The organism is Binatus sp. (SeqCode) (genome assembly GCF_049584895.1).
In the GTDB taxonomy this organism is placed as follows: domain Bacteria; phylum Desulfobacterota; class Binatia; order Binatales; family Binataceae; genus Binatus.
This window is the reverse complement of sequence record NZ_JBAUYR010000001.1, coordinates 16,009-38,513: the sequence shown is the minus strand read 5'-3', so window position 1 is coordinate 38,513 and position 22,505 is coordinate 16,009. Positions and strand designations below refer to the sequence as shown.

The 22,505-nt window shown below is 60.3% G+C and carries 15 protein-coding genes and 2 pseudogenes; 4 read left to right on the top strand and 13 right to left on the bottom strand.

Annotated elements, in window-relative coordinates:
* Positions 1-164: 164 nt before the first annotated feature.
* The 11 genes from WB650_RS00150 to WB650_RS00100 all read right to left on the bottom strand — a co-directional run bounded on the left by WB650_RS00150 (position 165) and on the right by WB650_RS00100 (position 14,564).
* Entirely contained in the window at positions 165-1,904 is a 1,740-nt protein-coding gene (locus WB650_RS00150) for an ABC transporter ATP-binding protein/permease (protein WP_423958966.1), read from the bottom strand.
* Between the two features lie 101 nt (positions 1,905-2,005).
* Complete coding sequence (locus WB650_RS00145) at positions 2,006-2,863, bottom strand: undecaprenyl-diphosphate phosphatase (RefSeq protein WP_422301077.1); 858 nt, start codon at positions 2,861-2,863, stop codon at positions 2,006-2,008.
* 164 nt (positions 2,864-3,027) lie between these two features.
* Positions 3,028-4,065 (bottom strand): arginine N-succinyltransferase, encoded by a 1,038-nt coding sequence (locus WB650_RS00140; protein WP_422301075.1) that lies wholly within the window; start codon positions 4,063-4,065, stop codon positions 3,028-3,030.
* A gap of 58 nt (positions 4,066-4,123) precedes the next feature.
* Positions 4,124-5,104, bottom strand: a complete 981-nt coding sequence (locus WB650_RS00135) for a dimethylarginine dimethylaminohydrolase family protein (protein WP_423958965.1) — start codon at positions 5,102-5,104, stop codon at positions 4,124-4,126.
* 67 nt (positions 5,105-5,171) lie between these two features.
* On the bottom strand, positions 5,172-6,683 hold the full coding sequence (locus WB650_RS00130) for an aldehyde dehydrogenase family protein (RefSeq protein WP_423958963.1): 1,512 nt from the start codon (positions 6,681-6,683) through the stop codon (positions 5,172-5,174).
* Positions 6,684-7,121: 438 nt separating this feature from the next.
* Positions 7,122-8,330 (bottom strand): acyl-CoA dehydrogenase family protein, encoded by a 1,209-nt coding sequence (locus WB650_RS00125; RefSeq protein ID WP_422300813.1) that lies wholly within the window; start codon positions 8,328-8,330, stop codon positions 7,122-7,124.
* Between the two features lie 45 nt (positions 8,331-8,375).
* Complete coding sequence (locus WB650_RS00120; RefSeq protein ID WP_422300812.1) at positions 8,376-8,867, bottom strand: nuclear transport factor 2 family protein; 492 nt, start codon at positions 8,865-8,867, stop codon at positions 8,376-8,378.
* 57 nt (positions 8,868-8,924) lie between these two features.
* On the bottom strand, positions 8,925-12,353 hold the full coding sequence (locus WB650_RS00115; protein WP_422300811.1) for a carboxyl transferase domain-containing protein: 3,429 nt from the start codon (positions 12,351-12,353) through the stop codon (positions 8,925-8,927).
* Positions 12,354-12,669: 316 nt separating this feature from the next.
* Positions 12,670-12,954 (bottom strand): NADH-quinone oxidoreductase subunit I, encoded by a 285-nt coding sequence (locus WB650_RS00110; RefSeq protein WP_422300810.1) that lies wholly within the window; start codon positions 12,952-12,954, stop codon positions 12,670-12,672.
* A 3-nt stretch (positions 12,955-12,957) separates the two neighbouring features.
* Positions 12,958-13,443, bottom strand: a complete 486-nt coding sequence (locus tag WB650_RS00105; protein ID WP_423958960.1) for a hypothetical protein — start codon at positions 13,441-13,443, stop codon at positions 12,958-12,960.
* Positions 13,443-14,564 (bottom strand): ferritin-like domain-containing protein, encoded by a 1,122-nt coding sequence (locus WB650_RS00100; protein WP_422300808.1) that lies wholly within the window; start codon positions 14,562-14,564, stop codon positions 13,443-13,445. The genes WB650_RS00105 and WB650_RS00100 overlap by 1 nt, the downstream gene beginning before the upstream one ends.
* Before the next feature lie 150 nt (positions 14,565-14,714).
* On the opposite strand from WB650_RS00100, the gene WB650_RS00095 reads away from it, so the two are divergent.
* The 3 genes and pseudogenes from WB650_RS00095 to WB650_RS00085 all read left to right on the top strand — a co-directional run bounded on the left by WB650_RS00095 (position 14,715) and on the right by WB650_RS00085 (position 17,142).
* Complete coding sequence (locus WB650_RS00095) at positions 14,715-15,323, top strand: TetR/AcrR family transcriptional regulator (protein ID WP_422300807.1); 609 nt, start codon at positions 14,715-14,717, stop codon at positions 15,321-15,323.
* A 462-nt stretch (positions 15,324-15,785) separates the two neighbouring features.
* Positions 15,786-15,997, top strand: a pseudogene (locus WB650_RS00090) (alkanesulfonate monooxygenase); the annotation flags it as partial.
* 35 nt (positions 15,998-16,032) lie between these two features.
* A complete protein-coding gene (locus WB650_RS00085) occupies positions 16,033-17,142 on the top strand; it encodes an LLM class flavin-dependent oxidoreductase (protein ID WP_423958958.1) in 1,110 nt (369 codons plus the stop codon).
* Between the two features lie 123 nt (positions 17,143-17,265).
* Here WB650_RS00085 and WB650_RS00080 read toward each other — a convergent pair whose 3' ends face one another.
* Together WB650_RS00080 and WB650_RS00075 are read right to left on the bottom strand one after the other, a co-directional pair.
* On the bottom strand, positions 17,266-17,619 hold the full coding sequence (locus WB650_RS00080) for a hypothetical protein (protein WP_422300805.1): 354 nt from the start codon (positions 17,617-17,619) through the stop codon (positions 17,266-17,268).
* Positions 17,620-17,697: 78 nt separating this feature from the next.
* Entirely contained in the window at positions 17,698-21,069 is a 3,372-nt protein-coding gene (locus tag WB650_RS00075; protein WP_423958956.1) for an adenylate/guanylate cyclase domain-containing protein, read from the bottom strand.
* Between the two features lie 178 nt (positions 21,070-21,247).
* Here WB650_RS00075 and WB650_RS00070 point away from each other — a divergent pair.
* A pseudogene (locus tag WB650_RS00070) lies at positions 21,248-22,475 on the top strand (FAD-dependent monooxygenase).
* Positions 22,476-22,505: the final 30 nt, after the last annotated feature.

Sequence of the window (22,505 nt, the reverse complement as noted above, 5' to 3'; positions counted from 1 at the left end):
GCACAGCCTGCACCAACAACGGCAATCACAAGCCCGAGCGCGGCAGCGTGGCGGGGCTTCATTCGAAATCAGCTTTGCGCTCCCAGGGCATCGATGTCAGCAATGTCCTTGTCGATTTGCTCAGTGCCTTGGTTCAGCCAGTACCTGCGACCCGAGCCCTGCCTTCAGGAAAGCAGCGCACTTTCGGTTGTGGACTCGACGCCAAGGGACAGCTCGATCACCTGCTTATGGAATTTGCGCAGGCTGGGCCTGTGCCCGATGCTGATGAAGGCGATGGGCAGGCTCGCAAGGCGCGAGTACAAGCGCTCTTCAGAGGCAATATCGAGCGCGCTGGTTGCTTCGTCGAGGATTGCAAAGCGCGGTCTACTGAGGAGGAGCCGCGCGAAAGCCAGACGCTGCTGCTCGCCGCCCGACAGCAAGTCCGCCCAGTTGAGCTCGGCGTCGAGACCGCCAAACCGGCCGGGGAGATAGGCAAGGTCGACTTCCCGCAGCACTTCCATGAGGGTTTCGTCGCTGACAGCGTCGGCCCGTGGGTACTGAATCTGTTGGCGAATCGAGCCCAGGATCAAATAAGGCTTTTGCGGCATGAACAGGATATGATTCACCGACGGCCGCAAGATCCGCCCGCTGCCGGCTCTCCATAGGCCCGCGACAGCCCTCATGAGTGAGGTCTTGCCCGCACCGGTCGGACCGGTGACCAACAGAGCGTCGCCATCGGCGACCGCGAGCGAAATATCCTGCTGCAAAACTCGCACCCGATCCGGCGTCTCCAGGGTGATGTTCTTAAGAGCAATCTGTGAGTCATCTTCGACCACCTCGATTTGCCGCTGGTCATCGCTCTCCTTGGTGGCTGCCTTTTCACAGGACTCCTCGAATACAGCCAGACGATTAACCACCGATGCGTAGTCGGTAAGTGCCTGGAATTGATCGACTACCAGCGACATCGAACCCTGCAGAACCGAAAATGCATACGCCGCTTGGGTAAATTCGCCCAACGCAAAACGTCCGGAAAAGTAGGCGCCGGCCAACACGAAATATGGCACGAGGCCTGCCGCGTTGTCATAGGCGGCGGTGAAAAGGGTCAAATGGCGCTGCCATAGAATGAGCAGCTTGAAATTGTCGACAACCTTGGCAAAGCGCTGCCGCAGTTGTTGAGCTTCATCGCGCGCCCCGTTGTACAGCGCGATCGCTTCCGCATTGTCGCGCGCGTGGACTAATGCGAACCGGTAGTCGGCTTCGTAACGTTGCTGATTGAAGTTGATCACCACCAGGCGGCGGCCGATCACCACGGCCAACCAGCTGCCCGCCAGCGAATAACCGATCAAGCTTGCGGCCAGCCATCGCGAGATTCCCCAGAGGATTCCGAAAAACGCCATTGCGGTTACGACCGCTTGCAGCACCGTCATCGAGTAGCTGAGCGCACCGCTGCCAAAACTGTTGACGTCTTCGCTGATCCGCTGGTCGGGATTGTCGACCGTACGATCGCGCATGATGTAGTAAAGCGCGTTGCCCTGCAGCATGCCCTTCACGAACCTCTCCGTCATCCAATCCCGCCAGTCGATGCTGAGGAGTCCGCTCAAGTATGGGTATAAGGCGGCGATGGGCACGAAGACCACGATCCAAAGCGCGAATAGCATCAAGAGATGATGAAACCGTGCGGCGTCCTTCGCTTGCAGCGCGTTCATCACGTCGCGCGACACGTAACTGAAAACCGCCTGCATCCCAACCGTGCCCAGATTCAACACCGTCATTGCCGAAACCAGCACGAAAGCTCGGCCGCGTCTATCCGATGCCCAGTACGGGCGGACCAAGCGCCAAAAGCGTTCCCAGAAAACTCGATCGAAACGATCGGAGGTGGCTCGATCATCATCCTTATTTTCATTCACGGACTTGTATTCATTCATCTCGAATTGGTTAAGTGCTCCGCTTTCATCGAAGTGGTGTGAGGCAGCCGTTCAATCCCGACCTCATCTTGCAATCCAATCGCGGTCAGGCGTGTCGGCAATCAGCCTAGCGCGATCAAGCTCAGCAAGCCGACGGCGGCACAATAGATTGCAAACGGAGTAAGGGTCTTGGTGTGGAAATATCTCGTCAGAATCTTAATGGAAACGGATGCGGCGGCTGCCGCGCAGACCGCGCCCAGCAAGGCATTCTCGATCGCCGCAACGCTGCCCGAATGGAAGAGCACGGGTAGCTTGAGAAGGGCAGCCGCTCCAATTATCGGGGTGGCCAAAAGAAACGAGAATCTGAGCGCTTCTTCATGAGAGAAACCGATCAAAAGTCCACCGGCAATCGTCGATCCGGTTCGCGAAAATCCCGGTAACAGGGCGAGCACCTGCGCTATTCCGACCTTCGCGGCCTGCCACCACGACATCCGGGCGGCAATCCGCCTGTCTATGCGGTCGAACTCTTCGCTCGGCTTGGCGGTTCTTCTCAGGCGCTCTGCCAAATAGAGCAACCCGCCATTTAACATGAGAAAAAGCGCGGCTGCCGCCGGCGAGATGAAGAGCTCCTGCAGTTGCTTTTGGAAGACAAGCCCGGCTGCACCTGCCGGAACAGTGCCAATGATCAACAGCAAACCTAATTTCGCGCCAGGATTTGTAGGCCTGAACTCCCGCGCCCATATGGAGCCGAGCAGTCCGGATACGATGCGAGCCCAATCATCCCAATATACAATGAAGAGGGTTAACGCCGTTGCGAAATGCGTTGCCACGACAAACGTCACAAAGTAGTCCGCGTTTTGATCGATTGGCCAGCCCAAAAGGCCGGGCAAAATCACGCTATGACCTAAGCTCGAAATCGGGAATAGCTCTGAGACACCTTGCAGCACGCCCAATACAGCCGCTTGAAAATGGGACAGCATAAGAAACCTTATCCGCTCAAACGCGCACCGCTGACAGTCGGGCTTTCTTCAGGTAAGCCTGAACGACGTGAAACGGTCGCGCGCTCGGCGAAGTGCGTGATGCACTCGCGTATATCTCGCTTCTTGATCGCGAGGTCGCGCAATTGCGCGGTGCGAGTCGCGAGCTATGGCAAGGGCGCGGCGTCTATGCGGTCGCCGTACTTCGTGCTCAAGATATCGAGGATCGCGCGTGGGATGATCATCCGCCGGGTATCGACCGCCGCCGTTGCCGCGACCGCGCGAAATCCCCGGGCATCCTCGCGCGATATGAGGTAGCGTATCCCTTCTTTTTCCGCTGATTCAACCTTCGTTGCACGATACCATGCGAAGGACTTTACCGGTGCAAGATTTTCGATTTCAGCGCCATAGTACGGTCCGCCATCAAATGGATCCATCTGCTTGAGGAATCGCATCCCGGCCTGCTCCAGGATCTTCACTGCCCCGCGCGCGTTCTCGCCAACCACGCCGAGCGAGCTGCGGACCTGCTCCGGAAGCATGAATGTGTACAGCGGCGCGTCAGGAAAGAGCGTGCGAATGAATTCCTTGTCACGCGTTGACATGCGATCCGCCTCCCGATACGAGAGCCCGGTGACCAGCCGTCCATAGTGATCCCAGAAGCGATTTCCGTGTCCCGGCTCGCCGGAGGCAAGCATCTCTGCGATGAGTTGTCGCTGGAAGCGCCTGCGATGCCGCGCGATGTACAGGAATCTCACCCACGAGATCTGCTTGCCGATTCGCTCTGGATGCCCCCGCATTGCTGCACTCACAATCAGCCCTCCTAGTTCTGAGGGCCCATCCATCGAATAGCGCAGTCTCAGGTAGGGATGCCGGAACTTCCGGCGGAGCGTGTGCGAGTAGCGCTCGTCGGCATCCATCTCGAAGTAGTAATGCGGTGAGCTCGGAGTGCCGTGCTTGCCGATGATCATCGAAGCCGCAACGATTCGACGCCTACCTATCTCCTCCGCGCAAAATACATAGATGGAATGCTCTCGCTTCGCGATTTCGCCCGTGAAGGATTTTGTTGATCGCTCGAGCACCTCCGCCAGCTCTGCCGAATCGGTCGGAAGGTTAGTCGAGTCGAGTTCGCGCGCGAGACGGAGGATTTGGCGATGATCCTGCAGGCCGGCCTGGCGCAAGAGAAACGAGGGAAGCGCTGAAGCCATGCGAAGAGACTAGCACTCGCAATATGGGGTTTCGCGATCAGGGAGAAAAAGAGTTTGCTCAAGATTCCATTTCAAAGAGCTGCCCGTAACTACGCTGAGCTCGGAACGAAGCCGCTTCGGCCCCTTTTGGCTGGTCGGCCGACGGTCCGAGATCCAGGATCATGCACTTAATCGAGCCACCGCCCTTGGCCAGAAATTCGCTGACATCTATCAGTACCGGCTCGACGCCGCGCTCCCGAATCTGTTGGCATAGCGTTTCCCCAACGCCCAGCGGCATGAACAAATAGTACTTGCCCTGATACTCGACCTGAAAAGAGTTGGCCGCATAGAGTGCCGCATCGGCGGCTTGCAATTCTACTAGATTAGAGGCAAATGCGTTCCGCAATTCTTCCCCCGACTGACGCGTCAGCCCATCCATGTGAGCAAGCACGAACTCGCGTCGAGGCCCGAACGAGCACAGCACCGTATCTCCGTGGTAATGGGCCTCAAGGCACAGTTCCAGAGAAAGTATTTGCGCGCCGGCTGCGATCCGCCCTAATTCGCCGATCGCGCGATCGTCCGAGCGGAACCCGTACAACCGTTTCCACGGCGGCAGGCCGATCGTCAGTACGAAGCGCTGCCGCTCGATTGGCCCGTGCGTAAACAGCATGTAGGCGCCGGCTGGGAAGAAATCTGCTTCGCCTTCGAACCGCGCCTCGATTTCGTTGGTGACAAAACCGAGCGATCGGATGAATGATCGGTAGACATCACGCTCGGGGGCCCGGGAGGGCAGTAAGTTGGCGAGGTGAAACACCTTCCATGCGGCCGGGATACCCTCTCGCGGGTAAAGAAAACCGGCGTTGGCGGGATAGACCAGACCGGGAAGAAGCTCGTGCGGCTCTACCACCAGCACCTCTGCGCCATGCGCGAGCAATGTCCTCGCCATCGTGTGCCATTGGCGGCGGGCCCGGTCCGGATCGACTCTCTTCTTAAGCCCAAGGATGTTGCGCGTGTGCGGGTTGGCCCCGCCCTTCACTGAGAAGTATTGCGGATCGCCCATCAGGATCGTTCTTGGCATATGAGTTGAAGTCGGAAAACCCGCGGCGCAATTCAGCGCTATCGCTAGACTACTTCTGGAACTTGATGAAGACGGACTTGGGCTGGGTGTAAAGTTCGATCGAGTCTTTGCCCAGCTCACGGCCGAAACCAGATTGCTTGTAACCGCCGAACGGCGAGATCGGATCAAGTATCCCGTAACAGTTGATCCACACTGTGCCGGCCCTGAGACGGCGCGCGAGTGCGAGGGCGCGATTGACGTTTCGGGTCCATACCGCCGCCGCGAGTCCGTAAATGGTATCGTTTGCCTGCAGCACTGCATCGGTCTCGTCCCGGAAGGGAATCAGGGAAGCGACCGGGCCGAAAATTTCCTCGCGAGCTATCCGCATGTCGCTCTTGACGTCGGCGAAGACCGTCGGCGCGACGAAGTAGCCCCTGGACTGCGGTCCGCGCTCGCCGCCCGCGCGGACGCAGGCGCCTTCCTGCTGGCCGACGTTCAGATAACCGAGCACACGCTCGTACTGTTCATCGGAGACCAGCGGCCCCATCGTGGTGCCAGGCTGAAGAGGATCTCCCAGGGTGATGCCCGATGCGACTTGCGTGAGGCGTTCTGCGAATTCGTCGTAAATTTTCTGCTGGATGAAAATTCGCGAGCCCGCACAGCACACCTGCCCCTGGTTTCTGAAAATTCCCATAGCCGAACCCGCCACAGCCAACTCGAGGTTGGCGTCGTCGAAGATAATGTTCGGTGACTTGCCCCCGAGTTCGAGAGAAACGCGTTTCAAATTGCTGGCTGCCGCCTGCAAGATCTCTCTGCCCACCGAGGTGGAACCGGTGAAGGCGACCTTGTCGATATCCCGATGCCGCGCGATGGCTGCACCCGCGGTTGGACCGAAGCCGGTGATGATGTTGACGACGCCGGCAGGAAGCCCGGCCTCGAGGGTTAGCTTGCCGAAGGCGAGGGCGGGCAAAGGAGTTTGTTCGGCAGGCTTGAGAACGACGGTATTGCCGCATGCGAGAGCTGGGGCGACTTTCCATGCCACCATCGAGAGCGGGCCATTCCACGGAATGATCTGGCCGCAAACACCAAGCGGCTCCCGCAGGGTGTAGTTGAACAGAGACGGATCGGAAGGATTGGTCTCACCGCAGATCTTCGTCGTCCAGCCGGCGTAGTAGATGAAGACTTCTGCAGTTCTGGCAACTTCGTTTCTCGCCTCGGAGATCGGCTTGCCGTTATCCAGCGTGATCACGTGCGCCAATTCATCGGCGTGCTTCTGGACTAGTTCAGCAATCTTCAGCAGATATTTGGCTCGCTGATGGGGCGTGATGTGAGACCACGGGCCGTTCTCGAATGCTTCGCGAGCAGCCTTAACAGCGGCGTCGACGTCACGCGCGTCTCCTTCCGCCACCGTCGTGAGCACTTCTTCAGTCGCCGGGTTGATTGTGTGGAAAGTACCGCCAGCTTGAGCCGGCGCCCATTTCCCGGCGATCAGCAGCTGCTTCGGAATGTCGCGCAGGAATTCGAACGCTCGGTTGTTCCTTCCGGGAGCCGCCGTCCCTTCGATCTTCGCTGGCGTTTCCATCGCACAATCACCCGATCAAGAAGAGCAATCATCCATACCTAACCACGTTACCTGCATCCATTTTGGTTCATTATCAGCCCGCCGGAGCCTCGATGCGAGTGCGGTGACATTCCATATCCGAGAGCTGTGCTTGCTCTGATTTCCGGCGGCGCGCGAGGACAAGGCGCGGCCGAAGCCCGTGTCGCTATCAAAAATTCTATCCGAACCGGAATTTGAGCGACTGCGAGAATTAATATCGAATTGACGCCATTCCGTTGGACGGGAGATGGATGATGTTTTGGGGTCGAGTGAATGTGGCGAATTGTCTATAAGTGACGTCGCTCTGACTCGGCGCCAGTTCCTCGCCAAGTCGGCTCGAGTAGCCGCGGACGCCGGGCTCGGTCTGAGCGCGCGGGGTTTGACAAACCGACTGTCTCATTCGCACGAGTAGCCTGAGGTTCAGAACGGGTTCTCGGTCGCCAGGCCAAGCGCGTGACGTCCAAGTTGTTCCGACACCCGATCAGGATGCGCGTTGATGTGCAGAGGCATCGCCTGAAAATCACGGTAGCGGCGTTCGAAGGACTGCCCCTCTCGGAGACCATTTCCGCCCAGCACGCGCAGGATCAGCCGCATGGCCTCGTCGCACAAGCGCAGAGCTATCATGCTGGCCCCGAGCTGTTCCAAATAGTCGCCCTCCGTCGGAGTCTGATGCGCCGCAATACGAGCATCCGTCGCGGCGCAGGAGTCATAGACTGCCGCGCGCGCCGCGTAGATCAGGGCGACGGCATGGCCGAGATTTACGTGGATGGTGGGTCTCTCCACCATCTTGACTCCCATGATAGCGATTCGGCCTTGGATGCCTATGCACGCGTCCTTCAATGCCGCGTCGGCGACTCCCACCGCCATACAGCCGAGCCAAAGGTCGGAAAGGGCCACCCAATCCTCGCGATAGCGATCGTCGATGACTGCGTAGGCCGGATCGCGGAAGGCAACCCTGTATGGCAACGGGAACGGCACCACCCCCGAGAGAGGTGCTCGCACTTCTTCATAGTGCACGTGATCAGTCGCGGAGGCGCGAAGGCTCATTGCCTTCCAGGTTGGGTCGATGCGCACGCCCTGCTGATCGGTACGCACTAAGGTCAAGTGCGGCTGCCGTTCGCCCTCGAAGACGAAAGTGACGCCCGCATAGTCCGAATAGCGGCCACCGGAGCCAAAGGAGGCGATTCCGTTCAGCACGACCTCATCCCCGTCCACTCTGCCAATCACTCCGGTCCCAGCGCCGGCCGGCAAGCAGACCCAGTGCCGGTTGGCAGTGATACTGCGCAGCAACCCGATATGCGCGGGACCCAGAAGGCCGCAGTAGAAATGGAACACACACAGGTGGTTCCAAAGACACCAGCCGGTTGAGCCGCAGGCCGCGGCCACTGCTTCCAGCTCTCGTCCCATCGCGGTTACGCTACTTTCAAGCCCGCCCAAGGCTCGGACGGCTGACATGCGCATAACATCGTTGCCCTTCAGCGCCGCGATCACCGTCGGAGCGACGGACCGCGTGGCGTCGGCCTCAGCCGCCTGCCCTGCTATCAAAGGTAGCAGCGGGGCAACCAGAAGACTGTTCGACTCGGCCACGTCGGCGGATGGATAGTTTTCGTTGGAGCGGTGACTTCCCATTTGCGGTAGTGTCTCAGATTAAGCTTTAGAGGCGGGCGACGGCGTTTACCTGAGTGGCGGCAACACGATTGGGTCGGGGAGTTGCGACGCGGGCCAGGGCCGGTTGTACTTCGCCGCAATCTCGGAGACGACACGCTCCCAGCGCTCCTTCCCGAAGCTCTTGTAGGTCTGGAATGGATTAACGTATTCGCGCATGCGGAAAGCCTGACCGTTTCTGATGGTGATCAGGGTGAAATAGCGCTGCGTATAGCGGCCGCCGTCCACGGTATCGCCACCGCCCGATGATTCCACGATGGTGGTATCCGGATCGGCTGTGGGATACACCGTTGCCGGCGTTGTGCTGAAGCGCGGAACCACGCTCAGCAGAAATTCCATAAAACGGCTCGCGGCCTCGTACCCAATCAGCGTCACCGGGATCTCGAACGTCGGTCCCTCCCAGATGGCGTCCTGGTGCAGGGCGTCGCGCCAGATTGCGCGCTGTTCTTCCAGGGTGGTGATCTTGCCGCCGAAGGCATCACCGAGGTTCTTCCGGGCCATAGGCTGTCTCCTTTGCCCGTCTTACTACGTTGGTTAGAGATTATCCATTACGGCGGACTATGGCCTGAATTGCAGCGCTCGAGGCACCAGCAAGGCGGGTTGCGTGACGATGCGATAGGCATTCTCGACCCATTCGCAAATCCAACGCCGTGTGTCGCGCGGGTCGATCATTTCCTCCATCTGGAACCGGTTGAGTGGCCCGATGGGTCCCCGCGCGCTTTCGATACGCGCATTGATCTCGGCTCGCAGTGCTGCTGGATCGGCGGCCTCGGCAAGCTGGCGTTTGTAAGCGGCCTCGATGCCACCTTCGGGCGGGATGCCGCCGACGTCAGCCGCGGGCCACGCGACGCGCGCACTGGCGCCGCTGCGAGGCGTTGCAAAGTTGTTGCCGGCGACGCCAAAGCTGCGGCGCATAATGACGGTGAAGATCGGAACTGCTACCTGCGCGAATGCGATCATCCACTCGCCACCCTTGCGAATGGTGCCGGCTATTTCGTGCTCGAGGCCCACCGCGAACCCCGGATTGTCGATCAGGTTCAGCAGGGGAAGATGGAACAGGTCGCACAGGTCGAGGTGACGCTTGAGCTTGTCGCAACCATCGGCCGTTAGCGCGCCGCCATTGACGTGCCGAGAGTCAGATGCGACGACGCCCATGGGATAGCCGTTGAAGCGTACGAAGCCAACAATCTGGTCGGTACCCCACAGCGGCCCGATCTCGAAGAACGAGCCTTGGTCCCCCATCAACCGGATGGCTCGGCGCATGTCGAAGGTCGTGGTGCGCTTGCGGGGAACAATCGTAAACAGCTCTTCTTCCCGACGGTCAATCGGATCAGCTGGGTTTGGCTCATGGACAGGCGGCGCTTCGTAGACACTCGAGGGTAGGTAGGAGAGGAACCGCTTCGTCATCGAAGCTGCCGCTTGCTCCGACTCCGCGAGATTGTCGACCGAGCCGTTCCGGCAATGGATATGCCAGCCGCCCAATTCCTCTTTCGTGATGTCGTAACCCATTGCGTGCCTGACCACCGGCGGTCCCGCCACGAACAGCTGCGCGATGTCGCGCACCATGACCGAGAAATGGCCGAGCACAGCCTTGGCAGCGCCGATGCCGACTACGCTGCCGAGCAGCAGATTGACCACCGGCACCTGGCTAAGCTGCGCGACGTACATAGTGCTGCCGAGGTGGCCCGGCAGGAACGATCCACCCTCGCCAGACACCCGGGGCCGGCCAGCGACTATTGCGCCCGAGCTTTCCTGCGCGCTGCTCTCGCCGGCCTTCTGCTGTTTGGGGACCATGGCTGCGATGCTGCCGCCGCCTGACGAGCCGTCGAGCAATCGGATCGACGGGCACCGAAGGTCGATCGACAGCCGATCGAGATGCGCGCTCTTGCCGCCAATCGCGCCGTCGGCATGCCCGCCGCGCGAGGTGAAATCGTCGGCGCATACCACGACCGTCCGGCGGTCAATCTTGCCCCAGCCACCGATATGGTTGGCGGGCGTGAAGCCCGCGACCTTTCCATCTTCGTCGTAGTCTGCGAAGCCTGCGAGGCTCCCGACCTCGCGAAAGCTGCCGGCGTCGAGCAGCAGATCGATTCGCTCCCGGCAGGTCAGCTTGCCGCGAGAGCGCTGGCGGACCACGCCCGGATCGGTCGACCCCGGCGCGAAGCGGTGATGGGCGATCGCCTGCAACGTCTGCACGTCGGCGAGCATTGGCGCCCAGGTATCGTCGCCATAGCGGCGTGGCGAGGCTGCGTCACTGTCGCGTTTAGCCGGAGCGATCGTGGCGACAATCTGACCAGACGCGACAATGGCGCCGATCTCGGCGGGCCTGATCGCGGTCACGACGCCGGCACAGGGTGCGGTGATCGCGGTTTCCATTTTCATGGCGCTGATGATCATTAGCGTCGCACCGGCCTCAACCGTAGCGCCGGCCTCCACCGGGAGCTCGATGATCGCACCCTCCATTGGGCTTTCGACCCCTTCCTCGCCGCTCGGCACGGCCAAGCTGTCCGATGCGATCCGTGCAGCCGACAGGCCGAGCGCGTTCTTGCCGCCGCGGAGAGCCGTCGCCTGCTGTTCGAGCAGCGCCACTGAGCCCGAGGCGGAGGCCTCCGCACCAGTCGGCACGGCCAGCTCGGGATACTCGGAGAAAAAGCTGGTCCGCGCGTCGCCCGCCCGTACCGCCGGATGAGAGAGGACTGCGCGCAGTCGTCGAAGATTGGTCGGCAGACCGGCGATGTGGAACTCATCCAGCGCGCGCAACGTGTGGTCGAGTGCCGACTCGAACGAATGCGTCGAGTTCGACTGGCAGATGAGCTTGGCGAACATCGGATCGAATTGCGGCGGCGGCGCGTAGCCGAGATATGCGGATGAATCGACTCGCACTCCGGGACCCGTCGGCTCCTTGTACGCGGTCAGTACGCCGGGCCCGACCGCGACGATGCGCGCTTGTACGGCAAAACCGCGCGGCGTTTTGACCGCGGCTTGATCCGGGATCCCGAGAGTTTTCAGCGACTCGCCCGCCGCGATGCGGAATTGGGACTCGACCAGGTCGATGCCCGTAACCTGCTCGGTCACGGTGTGCTCAACCTGGATGCGGGGATTGCACTCGATGAAAAAGTGTTCGGCGCGCTCCGGGTTGACCAGGAACTCGATGGTGCCGGCGTTCACAAAGCCAGCAGCGCGCGCGAGGCGAATCGCGTCTTCCAGCAAGCGTCGCCGAAGGCCAGCCTCCAGCCCCGGAGCCGGCGCGATCTCGACAACTTTCTGATTTCGAAGCTGGACCGAGCAATCGCGTTCGTAGAGATGAACGATGTTTCCGTGACTGTCGGCCAGGATCTGGACCTCGATATGCCGTGGCCGCGCAACCAGCTTCTCGACAAACACTGAGTCGTCGCCGAACGCCGCCAGAGCTTCGCTGCGGCATCTGGCCAACGCCGCTGACATTTCGTCGGCGCTTGCGACGACGCGCATACCCCGGCCGCCGCCGCCTCCTGCCGCTTTCAGCATGACCGGATAGCCGATCGTCTTGCTGACCGCCAAGGCATCCTCGACGCTCGCCAAGGCTGTGGAACTGCCTGGAATGATCGGAATGTCGAGTGAGCGGGCCAGAGCGCGCGCCTTGGTCTTGTCGCCGAACAGCGCCAGCGTCTCGGGACGCGGCCCGATGAAGGCGATACCCTCTTCAAGGCATCGCTTGGCGAAGCTGGTATTCTCGGACAAGAAGCCGTAGCCGGGATGCACGCTGTCGCAGCGAGTGGCCTTGGCGGCCTCGATCAGCGCTTCGATGTCGAGATAGGCGCGCACCGGATCGCTCGACGGCCCGCGCGAGCTGCCAATCTCGCGCGACTCGGTCGTAACGCGGATATGGAGCGAGAGTGCGTCAGCCGGGGCGTATACACTGACCGACTCCAGCCCGAGCGCCGACGCGGCGCGCGCGACGCGGATCGCGATTTCACCTCGGTTGGCAATCAATACTCGCTTGAACAAACTCAATTCCCCAACAGCACTTTCAGAGGATGGATTCTAGCTACTCTTCGGTCTTGCGAAGGGCAGGTTTGAAGAGACGAATACCCTCGGCACTCGCATAGTTGCAAGCTGACCCGCATGCAGCGCGAGTACGCTCATGCTCTTTCTAAAGAAGGTCGAGCCGGGTCAGGCGTCTGCAGCTCTCTAACCTGTGCATAAAGAGGCAATCAGACCGTGATATTAGAACCTCTGAAACGCGCGGCGCTTGCTGCGACCAGGAGGCATCGATGAAAGGTTACGGGCATCAGCGGCGGATAGTGCCCTCATTAGGCTGCTGTCATAAGGCGCGGGCGCGGGCCCATGCCTGGAGTTCCTTGATGCGAGTGTATCCACCACTACCCTCGATGATGCCTTCCTTGCGCGCGTCATGAATGCAATCGACCGGGCACAGTGGAACGCAGAAGCCGCAGTCGATGCACTCTTCGAGCACGATCGCGAATCGTCCTAGGAAGTCGTCTTCCACCCGGTAGATCGCATCTACCTTGCCGGGACAGGCGTGATCGCATGCACCGCATCCGATGCAGGTCTCGTCGATATAGAAGTGTCCCGGCTTGTGAGCCATTTGCTAGCCCTCAAAGATCGTGCGAAAGGCGGCCGACGCGTTGATGAACTCCTGCAGGCTCTGGTTGTAGCGGAAGAATAAATCCTTGCGCAGCGGATCTTCGGACCACACGCGTATCGGCGTGCCGGTATGGCTCAGATAGTTGAGCGTATGAGTCAGGTCGGGGCGCCCGCGACCCCGCGCGATAACCTCGATCATTTCGCGCCACGTCGCGAGCGACGCCTCCAATGTGAAGTCGGCGCGCGCGACGTCAACCGCGCCGGCTTCGCGCACATCGGTCGCCTCGAATTCCTCGAACGTGACCTGCACACTCCACGGCTTCCCGCCGAGTCCGCCGTCGAGCACGGTGAACTGCGCAACACAGTCGATGTATCCAAGATGCTCGTGCAGAGTGCTGTTTATTTTCATCAGCTGCGCGAGTCGCTCAAACCACTCGCTGGTCGGGAATGCAATCGCGCGCTGCTGCTCAGTGATAGCCTGTGCTTCCATCAGTTTTGTCCCCATGGTGATTCCAGCGGGATCGTGCAGCGTTCGCGGCGGCTGAATCCCGCGCGATCGCATCGCTGCAGATACTCCTCGACCGACATCTTCCAGAGCCGCCCCTGGCCTTCCATGCCTTGATCGATCTTGTCGAGTCCGCCGCCGAGCAGAATCGCAACGGGCTCCACCAGCGCGGCCTCGGTGAAAGATGTGAGGATCACCTGCTCTCCGACGTCGGCAAACCGATGCATCTCCTCGATAGCCGCCGGGCGATCGGGAGCGTGATCAAGGTAGTTCTTGAGTTCCAACACCCCGTAAGAAACGTGACGCGCCTCGTCCTGCAGGCAGCGCCGGAAGATTTCCTTATCCACGTGAGTCTTGGCGATCATCTCGCCCGAACGGAAAATCGAAAGCACCAAGCCTTCGCCGAGCAGGTTCAACAGGAAGGTTCCCATCGTATGCGTTGGCGCGTCGATGATCGCCTTGAGAGCCCACTCGAAACCGGGCGACGCATGCAACAGACCGCCGCCGGCAATCGCACGCTTGCGGAAGACCTCCTGATGACGCGCCTCGTCCATCAACTGCGTCACAAGGAAGCTCTTCACTTCCAGGAAGTCCTGCGGGATTCGATAGAGCCACTTCGCCGGGAAGTCGCCCGCAACGAATTCGACCTCGGTGAGAAAGGTGCAGAGCTGGCAAGTCGCTTTCTCGAGATCGTCGGGCAAGCGTTCGAGCTCGCTCCACGGGATGTCGCGAGTCGCGTTCCACTGGCGCGCCTTCGCTTCCTCGTACAGCGTCACGACGTTGTCAGCCCATGACTCGTCGCGATTCACCAGCGTGTAGTTATCAACGATCGGCATTTCGGCTGCGTACTCGTCGCGAACCGAGCCGCGCGCTGCGAAGTTCAGCCAGGTCGCCTTCTCCGGGATCAGACCGTAACCAGGCACGTGGTTGATGTCGGTGTAGGTAAGTCCGCGCGACGATGGCTTTGCGCGCTTGCCCCACGACGCCTTGTCGGTGTTCATCCAATGCAACGAGTAGGAACCCCTCTTCATCCGCTCCGCGTTGCGGTCGAGGATTTCGGCCCACTTGGTGGCGTACTGTTTGAACTCGGACTCGTACGTAGCCACCGCCTCTTCATTCATCGAAGGCGAAGGTGGCAACGGTCTCAGCGATTCGACCCGTGATGCATTTGACATGGATGACCTCGCTCGAAAGTTTGGTTGCTCGGAATATAGGAGATATTGATAGTATTGTCAATAGCTGATATGGTGAAAAAAGTGGAACGGAAATCTTCGACGAAACGTGTCAGGGCGCGCCGACTCGATCCAGCCGAGCGCCGGCCGCAACTGCTGAAGTGCGCGATCGTGGTCTTCGCCCGTCGCGGCCTGGGGGGCGCTCATCACGCCGAAATAGCCAGGGAGGCGCGCGTATCCGTCCCGACCGTGTTCTTCTACTTCCCGACCCGCGAAGCCCTGGTGATGGCGGTGCTCGATGAGGTCGCGCGATTTCTGACCGAGATGGCTGTAACGATTCATTCAGGCGGCGGCGCCGCTCCCCGGATTGTACTCGCTCATGCGCAGGCGTTTGCCGATTCAGTCGAGACCCATACCGACTATGCGCGCGTCTGGCTGGATTGGAGTACTGCGATACGCGAAGAGATCTGGCCGCACTATCTGGAATTTCAGGAAAGAATAGTAGCGATCATCGCCAACACCATTCGTCGCTGGCGCCACGAGCGCGGAATCATCGATGACGAGGCCGAAGACGATGCGCGATTAATAGTCGGCTCGGCCCACATGATCGCGCAGCTGAAATTTACCCGCTGCCCGGCAGATAAAGTCGATCACTTCCTGCGGACGCTGGTGGGGTCCACCCTCAGACAGTAACGGCAGTCGAGTTTTTGCCAGCTACCGGGATGTAGTGAAGTGAAGTTGGAGCGCTTGGGGCGCGCGATGGGATCTGGGCCGAATCGTCGCCGAACTACGAGCGTCACCGGGGAAATCCCAGGAGCGCATGCGCGACGGTGCGATCATCGAGATGCCGTCGCGCGAAGCGCTCCGCGAAATCATCGACGGGCTGTTCGCGGCCCTCTTTCCGACCCATTTCGGCCTGGCGGATTTCACCGAGGAAGGAGTCGATTACTTCGTCGGTCACAAGCTCGATGCGACGCTGCGGATACTACGGCACCAGGTCGAGCGCGAGCTGCAATTCGCATCTACCGCCAGCGAGGCGGATCGTTCACGCCGCGCCGCGTCATCGCCGCGAGCGAACTGGCGATCACCCATGAGCGGCCGTTTGCTCATCGATCGCGAGCACAAGCCGAACACTCACAGCGACGGACGCTACCTGGTCTCGTTCGCGGAGGAGCAGGGACCACGCTGGGCGGAGATCCTAAAACTCTGTCGCGACGCTTCGAGGAGTACCTCGATCTCGGTATCGACACGTTCGTGCTTTCGGGTTATCCGGGAAGGAAGAAGCGTACTATGTGGCAGAGTTGCTGTTTCCGAAACTGCCAATTCGGCGACCAGCCTGGCAGCCGGAAGCGCTCGCCGCAGGCTGAGCGTTAGCTTCGACCGCCAGCGAAGGAGAGCGTCCATGAGCGTCGAGTTCATCGGGATGATCGGCACGCAACCCGCATCGGAGATTCACCCGCCGCGGGGACCGGCGATCGATGTCGACTACGTGCGGCGCTTCGCGCAGGCGCACGAGGAGTCAGGCTTCGACCGGATACTCATCGGATACTTTTCCAACGGCGCCGACGGGTTTATCGTCGCGCAGTACGCCGCGTTCGTGACGGAAAAGCTCGGCCTGATGCTGGCGCATCGTCCCGGCTTCGTCGCGCCGACGGTCGCCGCGCGCAAGCTCGCGACGCTCGATCATTTCAGCGGCGGCCGGCTCGCGGTGCATATCATCTCGGGCGGCGACGACGGCGAACAGCGCAAAGACGGCGATTTCATCACGCATGACGAGCGCTACGAGCGCACCGACGAGTATGTCGAAATCCTTCGCCGCATCTGGACGGCGGACAAGCCAATCGATCACGAGGGCGAGTACTACAAGTTTACCCGCTCGTTCTCGGACGTGAAGCCGCTTCAGAAGCCTCACATACCGATCTACTTCGGCGGTTCCTCGGATGCGGCGATTGCAATCGCGGGAAAGCATGCCGACGTTTACGCCCTGTGGGGTGAGCCCTTGGCAGAGGCAGCGAAAACGATCGCGCGCGTGCGCGCATCGGCCGCGCGACATGGACGTACGGTGAGATTCAGCCTGTCAACCCGTCCAATTCTGGCATCCACAGAAGATGCGGCGTGGGCGCGCGCTCGACGAATCATAGAAACGATCAGTGAAATCCGCGGGCAAGCGATGTCGGGAGCACCGGCGAAAACTCCCGGCGCCGTTGGCTCGCAACGATTGCTGGCTGCGGCCGCGGAGGGTGAAGTGCTCGACCAGCGGCTGTGGACCGCGGTAGCCGCGGCGACCGGCGCGCGCGGTAATACGACCGCGCTGGTCGGGACGCCTGAGCAAGTCGCAGAATCAATGCTCGCCTACTACGACCTTGGCGTTACGACTTTTCTGATTCGTGGTTTCGATCCGCTTGAAGACGCTATCGACTATGGCCGCGAACTGATCCCCCTCGTGCGACGCGAGATCGCTGAGCGCGAGGGACACAAGGGCGTTGCCGTCGCCGGGCGCGTCGCCGGATAGGAAAATTTATGTCGACGAGACTGTTAGCGATTGTTGGAAGCGTCACGCCACCGGGGCCTTGGAACTTGACCGTTTCGGCTTGAATGCCACGAAAGGCCACGGGACGAGCCTCCGTCGATAGGTTTAGTCCGCAAGCGGAATGAAAAGTGAGATGCGCTCTTCGCCGCCCAGCCCTCGCGAGGTGTGCCCCTTGCCGGTAAGGTCTTCCGCCAGCAGGATGCTGCCGGGCCCGAGGCGTCGCTTCTCTCCATCGCTTGCGACGATTTCGACCGTGCCGGTGAGGTTGACGACGAACTGGCGGCGTGGCGCGTTGTGCCAGTTTATGAAGTATTCACCCGACTGCCGGAACATCACGCCTTTGGCCGCGATCATCTCCGAGATCGTGCCGGCGTTGGCGGGCCCCGGCTTCATGCCAATTTCGACGTCCTCGAAGTGCGACTCTCCATTCCTGTCTGCGTAGATGCGCGTGTATTTCATGAGCTTCTTTTCACCTTATAGTCCAAGTCTTCCGATTTTCCGATTTCAGAATTGATCAGGGGCAGTGGACCCGGTTAGTTACGAACCGAGTTCATCGAGCAGCGCCTTGGCGTCCTTCAGGTCTGCGGTGTCGAAGCCTTCAGTGAACCAGTCGTAGATTTCGGCGAGCATCGTGCGCGCTTCATCGCGTCGATTGCTGTCGCGCAGCAATCGCGCGAGGCTGGTGGTCGAGCGTAACTCAAGCGATTTCGCCCCCTGCTTGCGCGCGGTCTGAATCGCCAGCTCAAAGCACTGTTTGGTTCCCACACGATCTAAAGGGTCTTGCCGGATCAGTAACTCGCCGCGAAGCCGATGTATCTCGGCTTCCCAGAAAGCCTCGCCACTCCGCTGTGCGAGCTCCAAAGCCTCCGCGACCGTCTTGAGACCTTCGTCGAACCGCCTGGCACCCGCATAGACTTCGGCGAGGATCGCCAAATCCTGTGTGAGCCACAACTCCGCTCGGACAGCAGACAGGGCGGCAATCGCTTCGTGAATCTGCGCCACTCCTTCTTCTGTTCTGCCAAGCTCGGCCAATGCCCAACCTTTCGCGATTCGCGCGTTCCACAGAACGTGGAGGAAACCCATTTCCTCAGCTTTGGTTATCGCGGCCTCAGCCACTTCCAGAGCAGGCTGCGCTTCTCGCATGACTTGGTGAACGAGTGCTCTGGTGCTTAGAGCCCAGGCGAGGGAAAGGGGATCTTCAAGTTCCTGCGCGAGTGAAATGGACCGGTTCGCGTGCTGCCGCGCGGCATCGGAAAAGCCGTGCAGCCACAAGACGAGAGCGCCCCAGCCGTGACCACATACCGCGGGGTGGTGCGCGGTATAGAGCGGTATGGGAACCGAGCGGAGTTGCGCCTCGTAGAGCGCCAGCCCACGATCGACGTGCTGCTGGGCAGCGTCCAACTCTCCGGCCGAGAGCGCAGCCGACCACTCATGATGACAGGTCTCGAGGACGAACGCGGGCTGCGGGTACTCCTTGGTGAACTCCAGAATTTCCTTCAACCACTCGCGGGCAGCCGTCAAATTGCCACCGACATAGAAGATTCCGAACAAACCCACAAGCAGTGCGAAACGCTGCTCGGGAGTACCTCCGATCTCGGCGAGTTCCTCCGCGCGACGAAAGGCCCATTCAGTTTCCTGCGCTGACCATCCTCTTGTCGCCATGAGTACCGGTCCCAAGCTGGTTTGCAGGACGAATTCTCGTTGGTCGCGTGCGGCGCTCGGCGGTAGCCGCTGAAGAAATTCCAGAGCGTCGGTGAAGTTTCGAGTCGCCTCGCCATAAGCCGAGCGCTGAACTGCTTGCCTGCCTGCCCGCTCCTGGTATTCGAGCGCCTTCAGCGAGTTGCCGCTTCTGCCATAGTGGTGCGCTAGTCCGTCAATATGGTCGTCGATGGAGCTTGAGTGCAGCTTCTCAAGCGCAGCGCCGATGCATTCGTGCAAATGCTTGCGACGCTCATGGAGGATAGAGTTATAGGAGACTTCCTGGGTGAGTGCGTGCTTGAAAATGTATTCGGTATCTCCGACCGCGGGCTGTTCGTAGATGAATTCGCCGAGCTGGAGATCATCCAGCGTCCGGTTAAGCTCCTCCTCCGGCTTGGGGAACGCGGCGCGGATCAAGGACAGCGGAAATTCCCGTCCAATTGCTGACAGCGTTTGCAGTAATTCCTTGGCATCGTGCGGCAGGCGATCAATGCGCGCGGCGAGGATTCCCTGGACCGTCGGTGGAATCTTCAATTCTGCTATCGGCCGCGTGAGGTGAATCGCGCCGTTGCGCAGCAGCGCGCCTTCGTCGAGCAAGACCTGGACGGTCTCCTCCATGAAGAAAGGATTGCCCTCGGTCTTTTCTATGATTACCCGCTTGAGTTGCGCGAGGTCCACGCCACTCCCGAGCAGGGCGGACAACATCTCTTCCGCGGAGTCCTGGCCGAGCGGATCGAGCCGAAGTTGCGTGTAGTAAGTCCTGGAACCCCATTGATGCGAGTATTGGGGCCGGTAATTAACTAACAACAGAATCTTCGCAGTCCCAATCGAGTCGGCCAGCAGATTCAGAAATTCCTGTGTCGCCTCGTCGATCCAATGGAGATCCTCGAAGATCACCATCAGCGGCTGATTCAGCGATTCCCGCAGGATGATGCGTTTGATGGCATCGAGAGTCCGGCGGCGCTTCACCGGTGCGCCCATCTGCGAGAGCGGATCGTCACCGTCGACGATTCCAAGCAGACTGAACAAATACGGGCGGGTGTCCTCCAGGGCGGGATCGAGCGTGACAATCCGCCCATTTACCTTCTCACGTCGGGTCCTCGGATCATCTTCGGCCGCGATGTGGAAATAACCGTGGAGGAGATCGAGTACTGGAAGATATGGCGATGCCTTGCCGTGCGACACTGAGAACGTTTCGAGCACCATCCAGCCCGACTGGTTCTTCGCTTTGAATTCGAAAAAGAGCCGTGACTTCCCGGTGCCGGCCTCCGCCATCGTGGCGACGATCTGCCCGCGGCCCGCCTTGGCCTGCTCCGCCGCGCGCTTGAGGGCGTCCATCTCGGCCTGCCGCCCAACGAACTTTGACAACCCGCGACCCACAGAGCGTTGCAGGCGCGTACGCAGCGGTCCGAGACCAGTCACCTCGTAAACATTGACTGGCTCGCTGACGCCTTTGACTTTAGTCGGTCCGAGCGGCTTCAGCGCAAAATAGCCATCAACCAGCTTGCGCGCCTGCTCGCTGATTGCGATCGAGCCTGTAGGCGCGAGCGCCTGCATTCGCGACGCGAGATTGGTCGTATGCCCGATCGGCGTGTATTCAGTATGACCACCGCCGGTCGAGATCGACCTCACTACTACTTCGCCAGTGTTCACGCCGACGCGCGCTTCGATCGGCAGGTTGCCGGCCTCGCGCAATCTTGCCGAATAACGCTTTAGTTCTTCTTGCATCCTGAGCGCGGCGTAGAGCGCGCGCTGCGGATGATCTTCGTGAGCTACCGGTGCACCAAAGATCGCAAAGATGCCGTCGCCGGTGCTTTGCACGACGTAGCCATCGTAGCGATGGACCGCATCGATCATAAGCTTCAGCGCCGGGTCTACAATCGTGCGCGCCTCCTCGGGGTCTAAATCCTGCTCGAGTTCGGTCGATCCCTTGATATCGGCGAACAGCGCCGTGACCGTCTTGCGCTCGCCGTCGATTGCTTCGGGCGCCGCGCCATCGGCGGTGACTATGATTTGAGATTTAGGCGAAAAAACGGTCGTGGAGGCAGCGGCTTTTGTGGGGTCAATCGCAGTTCCACACTTCTTGCAGAATCGCGCTCCAGGACTCACCGACGCTTTACACACCGGGCAAATCAACCCCAGCTTCGCTCCGCATCCCTCGCAAAACGAGGCGTCGGCGGGGTTGTCGTAGTTGCAGGACGAACAGCGCATCGGGTCTCCTGTGGCCTCGGTTACTACCACACCCTGCGCGGACGGCGGAAGCAGCACGGGGCTATCAAGTTAAGCGGAGGAGCGGTCGATCAAGGGTGCTCCGTAGCTCCGTCTCCGGGCCTTGCAGACGTTCGTGGTCTCGATGGGAAGTCTGTCGTAAGATCGGCTTGTCTTCGAGATGAATTCGCCTTCGAGTCATGACACTGAGGTTCTTATTGTAGGCGCTGGGCCGACTGGGCTGGTGTTGGGGTTGTGGCTGACTCGATTTGGTGTGCGCGTGAGGATCGTCGATAAGACGTCGGAGCCGGGGACGACGTCGCGGGCACTCGCGGTACAGGCACGCACGCTCGAGTTGTACGATCAAATCGGGCTTGCCAAAGCAGTCGTCGAGCGCGGGCGAAAGGCCGTCGCAGCGAATCTGTGGGTGTCGGGCAAGAGAGAAGGACACGTTGTGGGGACCGACGATGAACGGCGAGCTGCACCTAGCGCTCGACACCAGCGATTTTCTGTTCGCCTTCCCGCTGAAAGGCGAGGGCCGCGCTCGGCTGGTCGGAACGGTGGGCGAGGAAGCCGAACATCAGCACGATGACCTCTCGTGGGACGATGTGAGCAAGGAGGTGATCAGGCGGATGCGCATCGAGGTCGAGCGCGTGAACTGGTTTTCGACCTATCGCGTGTATCATCGCGTCGCGGATCATTTCAGCCAGGGACGCGCGTTCCTTCTCGGCGATGCCGCGCACATCCACAGTCCCGTGGGCGGACAGGGGATGAATACTGGCATCAGCGACGCAGTGAATCTCGCGTGGAAACTCGCTGCTGTGCTGCGAGGACATGCCGACGCTTCGATCCTGGACAGTTACGAGCCTGAAAGGATCGCTTTCGCCCGGCGGCTCGTCGCCACTACAGATCGAGCCTTCACCGGTGTGACCAGCCGTAGTGCGCTCGCGCGGTTGGTGCGATTGCATCTCGTGCCGATCGTGATTCCATCGCTGTTCAAGCTCCCGCAGATGCGGCGGTTTATGTTTCTCACAATTTCTCAGATACGGGTGAACTACCGTGAGAGCAAGCTGAGCGTGGGGCGCGCGGGCGAGGTTCACGGCGGCGACCGGTTGCCTTGGGTGAAGATGGACGGCGTCGATGCGGATAACTTCAAGCCGCTGACCTCGATGGATTGGCAAGTCCACATTTACGGTAACGAAACGCCCGATTTTCGCTCGTCGTGCAACTCGCGGAAATTACCGCTGCACGTCTTTCCATGGCGTCCTGAAATGGGAGCCATTGGGTTGCGACGCAACGCGGCATATTTGGTGAGGCCCGATGGCTACGTGGCGATAGCGGATCCTGAAGCCAGCGCGACACCGATCACGTCCTATCTAGACACGCACAAAATTATTACGCGAGAGTAGCACGTTCGACCGCTCGACTGATTCCTCAAC

Coding starts and splice junctions, on each gene's coding strand:
- WB650_RS00150 (WP_423958966.1), bottom strand. CDS start 1,904: ATGAATGAATACAAGTCCGTGAATGAAAATAAGGATGATGATCGAGCC.
- WB650_RS00145 (WP_422301077.1), bottom strand. CDS start 2,863: ATGCTGTCCCATTTTCAAGCGGCTGTATTGGGCGTGCTGCAAGGTGTC.
- WB650_RS00140 (WP_422301075.1), bottom strand. CDS start 4,065: ATGGCTTCAGCGCTTCCCTCGTTTCTCTTGCGCCAGGCCGGCCTGCAG.
- WB650_RS00135 (WP_423958965.1), bottom strand. CDS start 5,104: ATGGGCGATCCGCAATACTTCTCAGTGAAGGGCGGGGCCAACCCGCAC.
- WB650_RS00130 (WP_423958963.1), bottom strand. CDS start 6,683: ATGGAAACGCCAGCGAAGATCGAAGGGACGGCGGCTCCCGGAAGGAAC.
- WB650_RS00125 (WP_422300813.1), bottom strand. CDS start 8,330: ATGGGAAGTCACCGCTCCAACGAAAACTATCCATCCGCCGACGTGGCC.
- WB650_RS00120 (WP_422300812.1), bottom strand. CDS start 8,867: ATGGCCCGGAAGAACCTCGGTGATGCCTTCGGCGGCAAGATCACCACC.
- WB650_RS00110 (WP_422300810.1), bottom strand. CDS start 12,954: ATGGCTCACAAGCCGGGACACTTCTATATCGACGAGACCTGCATCGGA.
- WB650_RS00105 (WP_423958960.1), bottom strand. CDS start 13,443: ATGGAAGCACAGGCTATCACTGAGCAGCAGCGCGCGATTGCATTCCCG.
- WB650_RS00085 (WP_423958958.1), top strand. CDS start 16,033: ATGAGCGTCGAGTTCATCGGGATGATCGGCACGCAACCCGCATCGGAG.
- WB650_RS00080 (WP_422300805.1), bottom strand. CDS start 17,619: ATGAAATACACGCGCATCTACGCAGACAGGAATGGAGAGTCGCACTTC.
- WB650_RS00075 (WP_423958956.1), bottom strand. CDS start 21,069: ATGCGCTGTTCGTCCTGCAACTACGACAACCCCGCCGACGCCTCGTTT.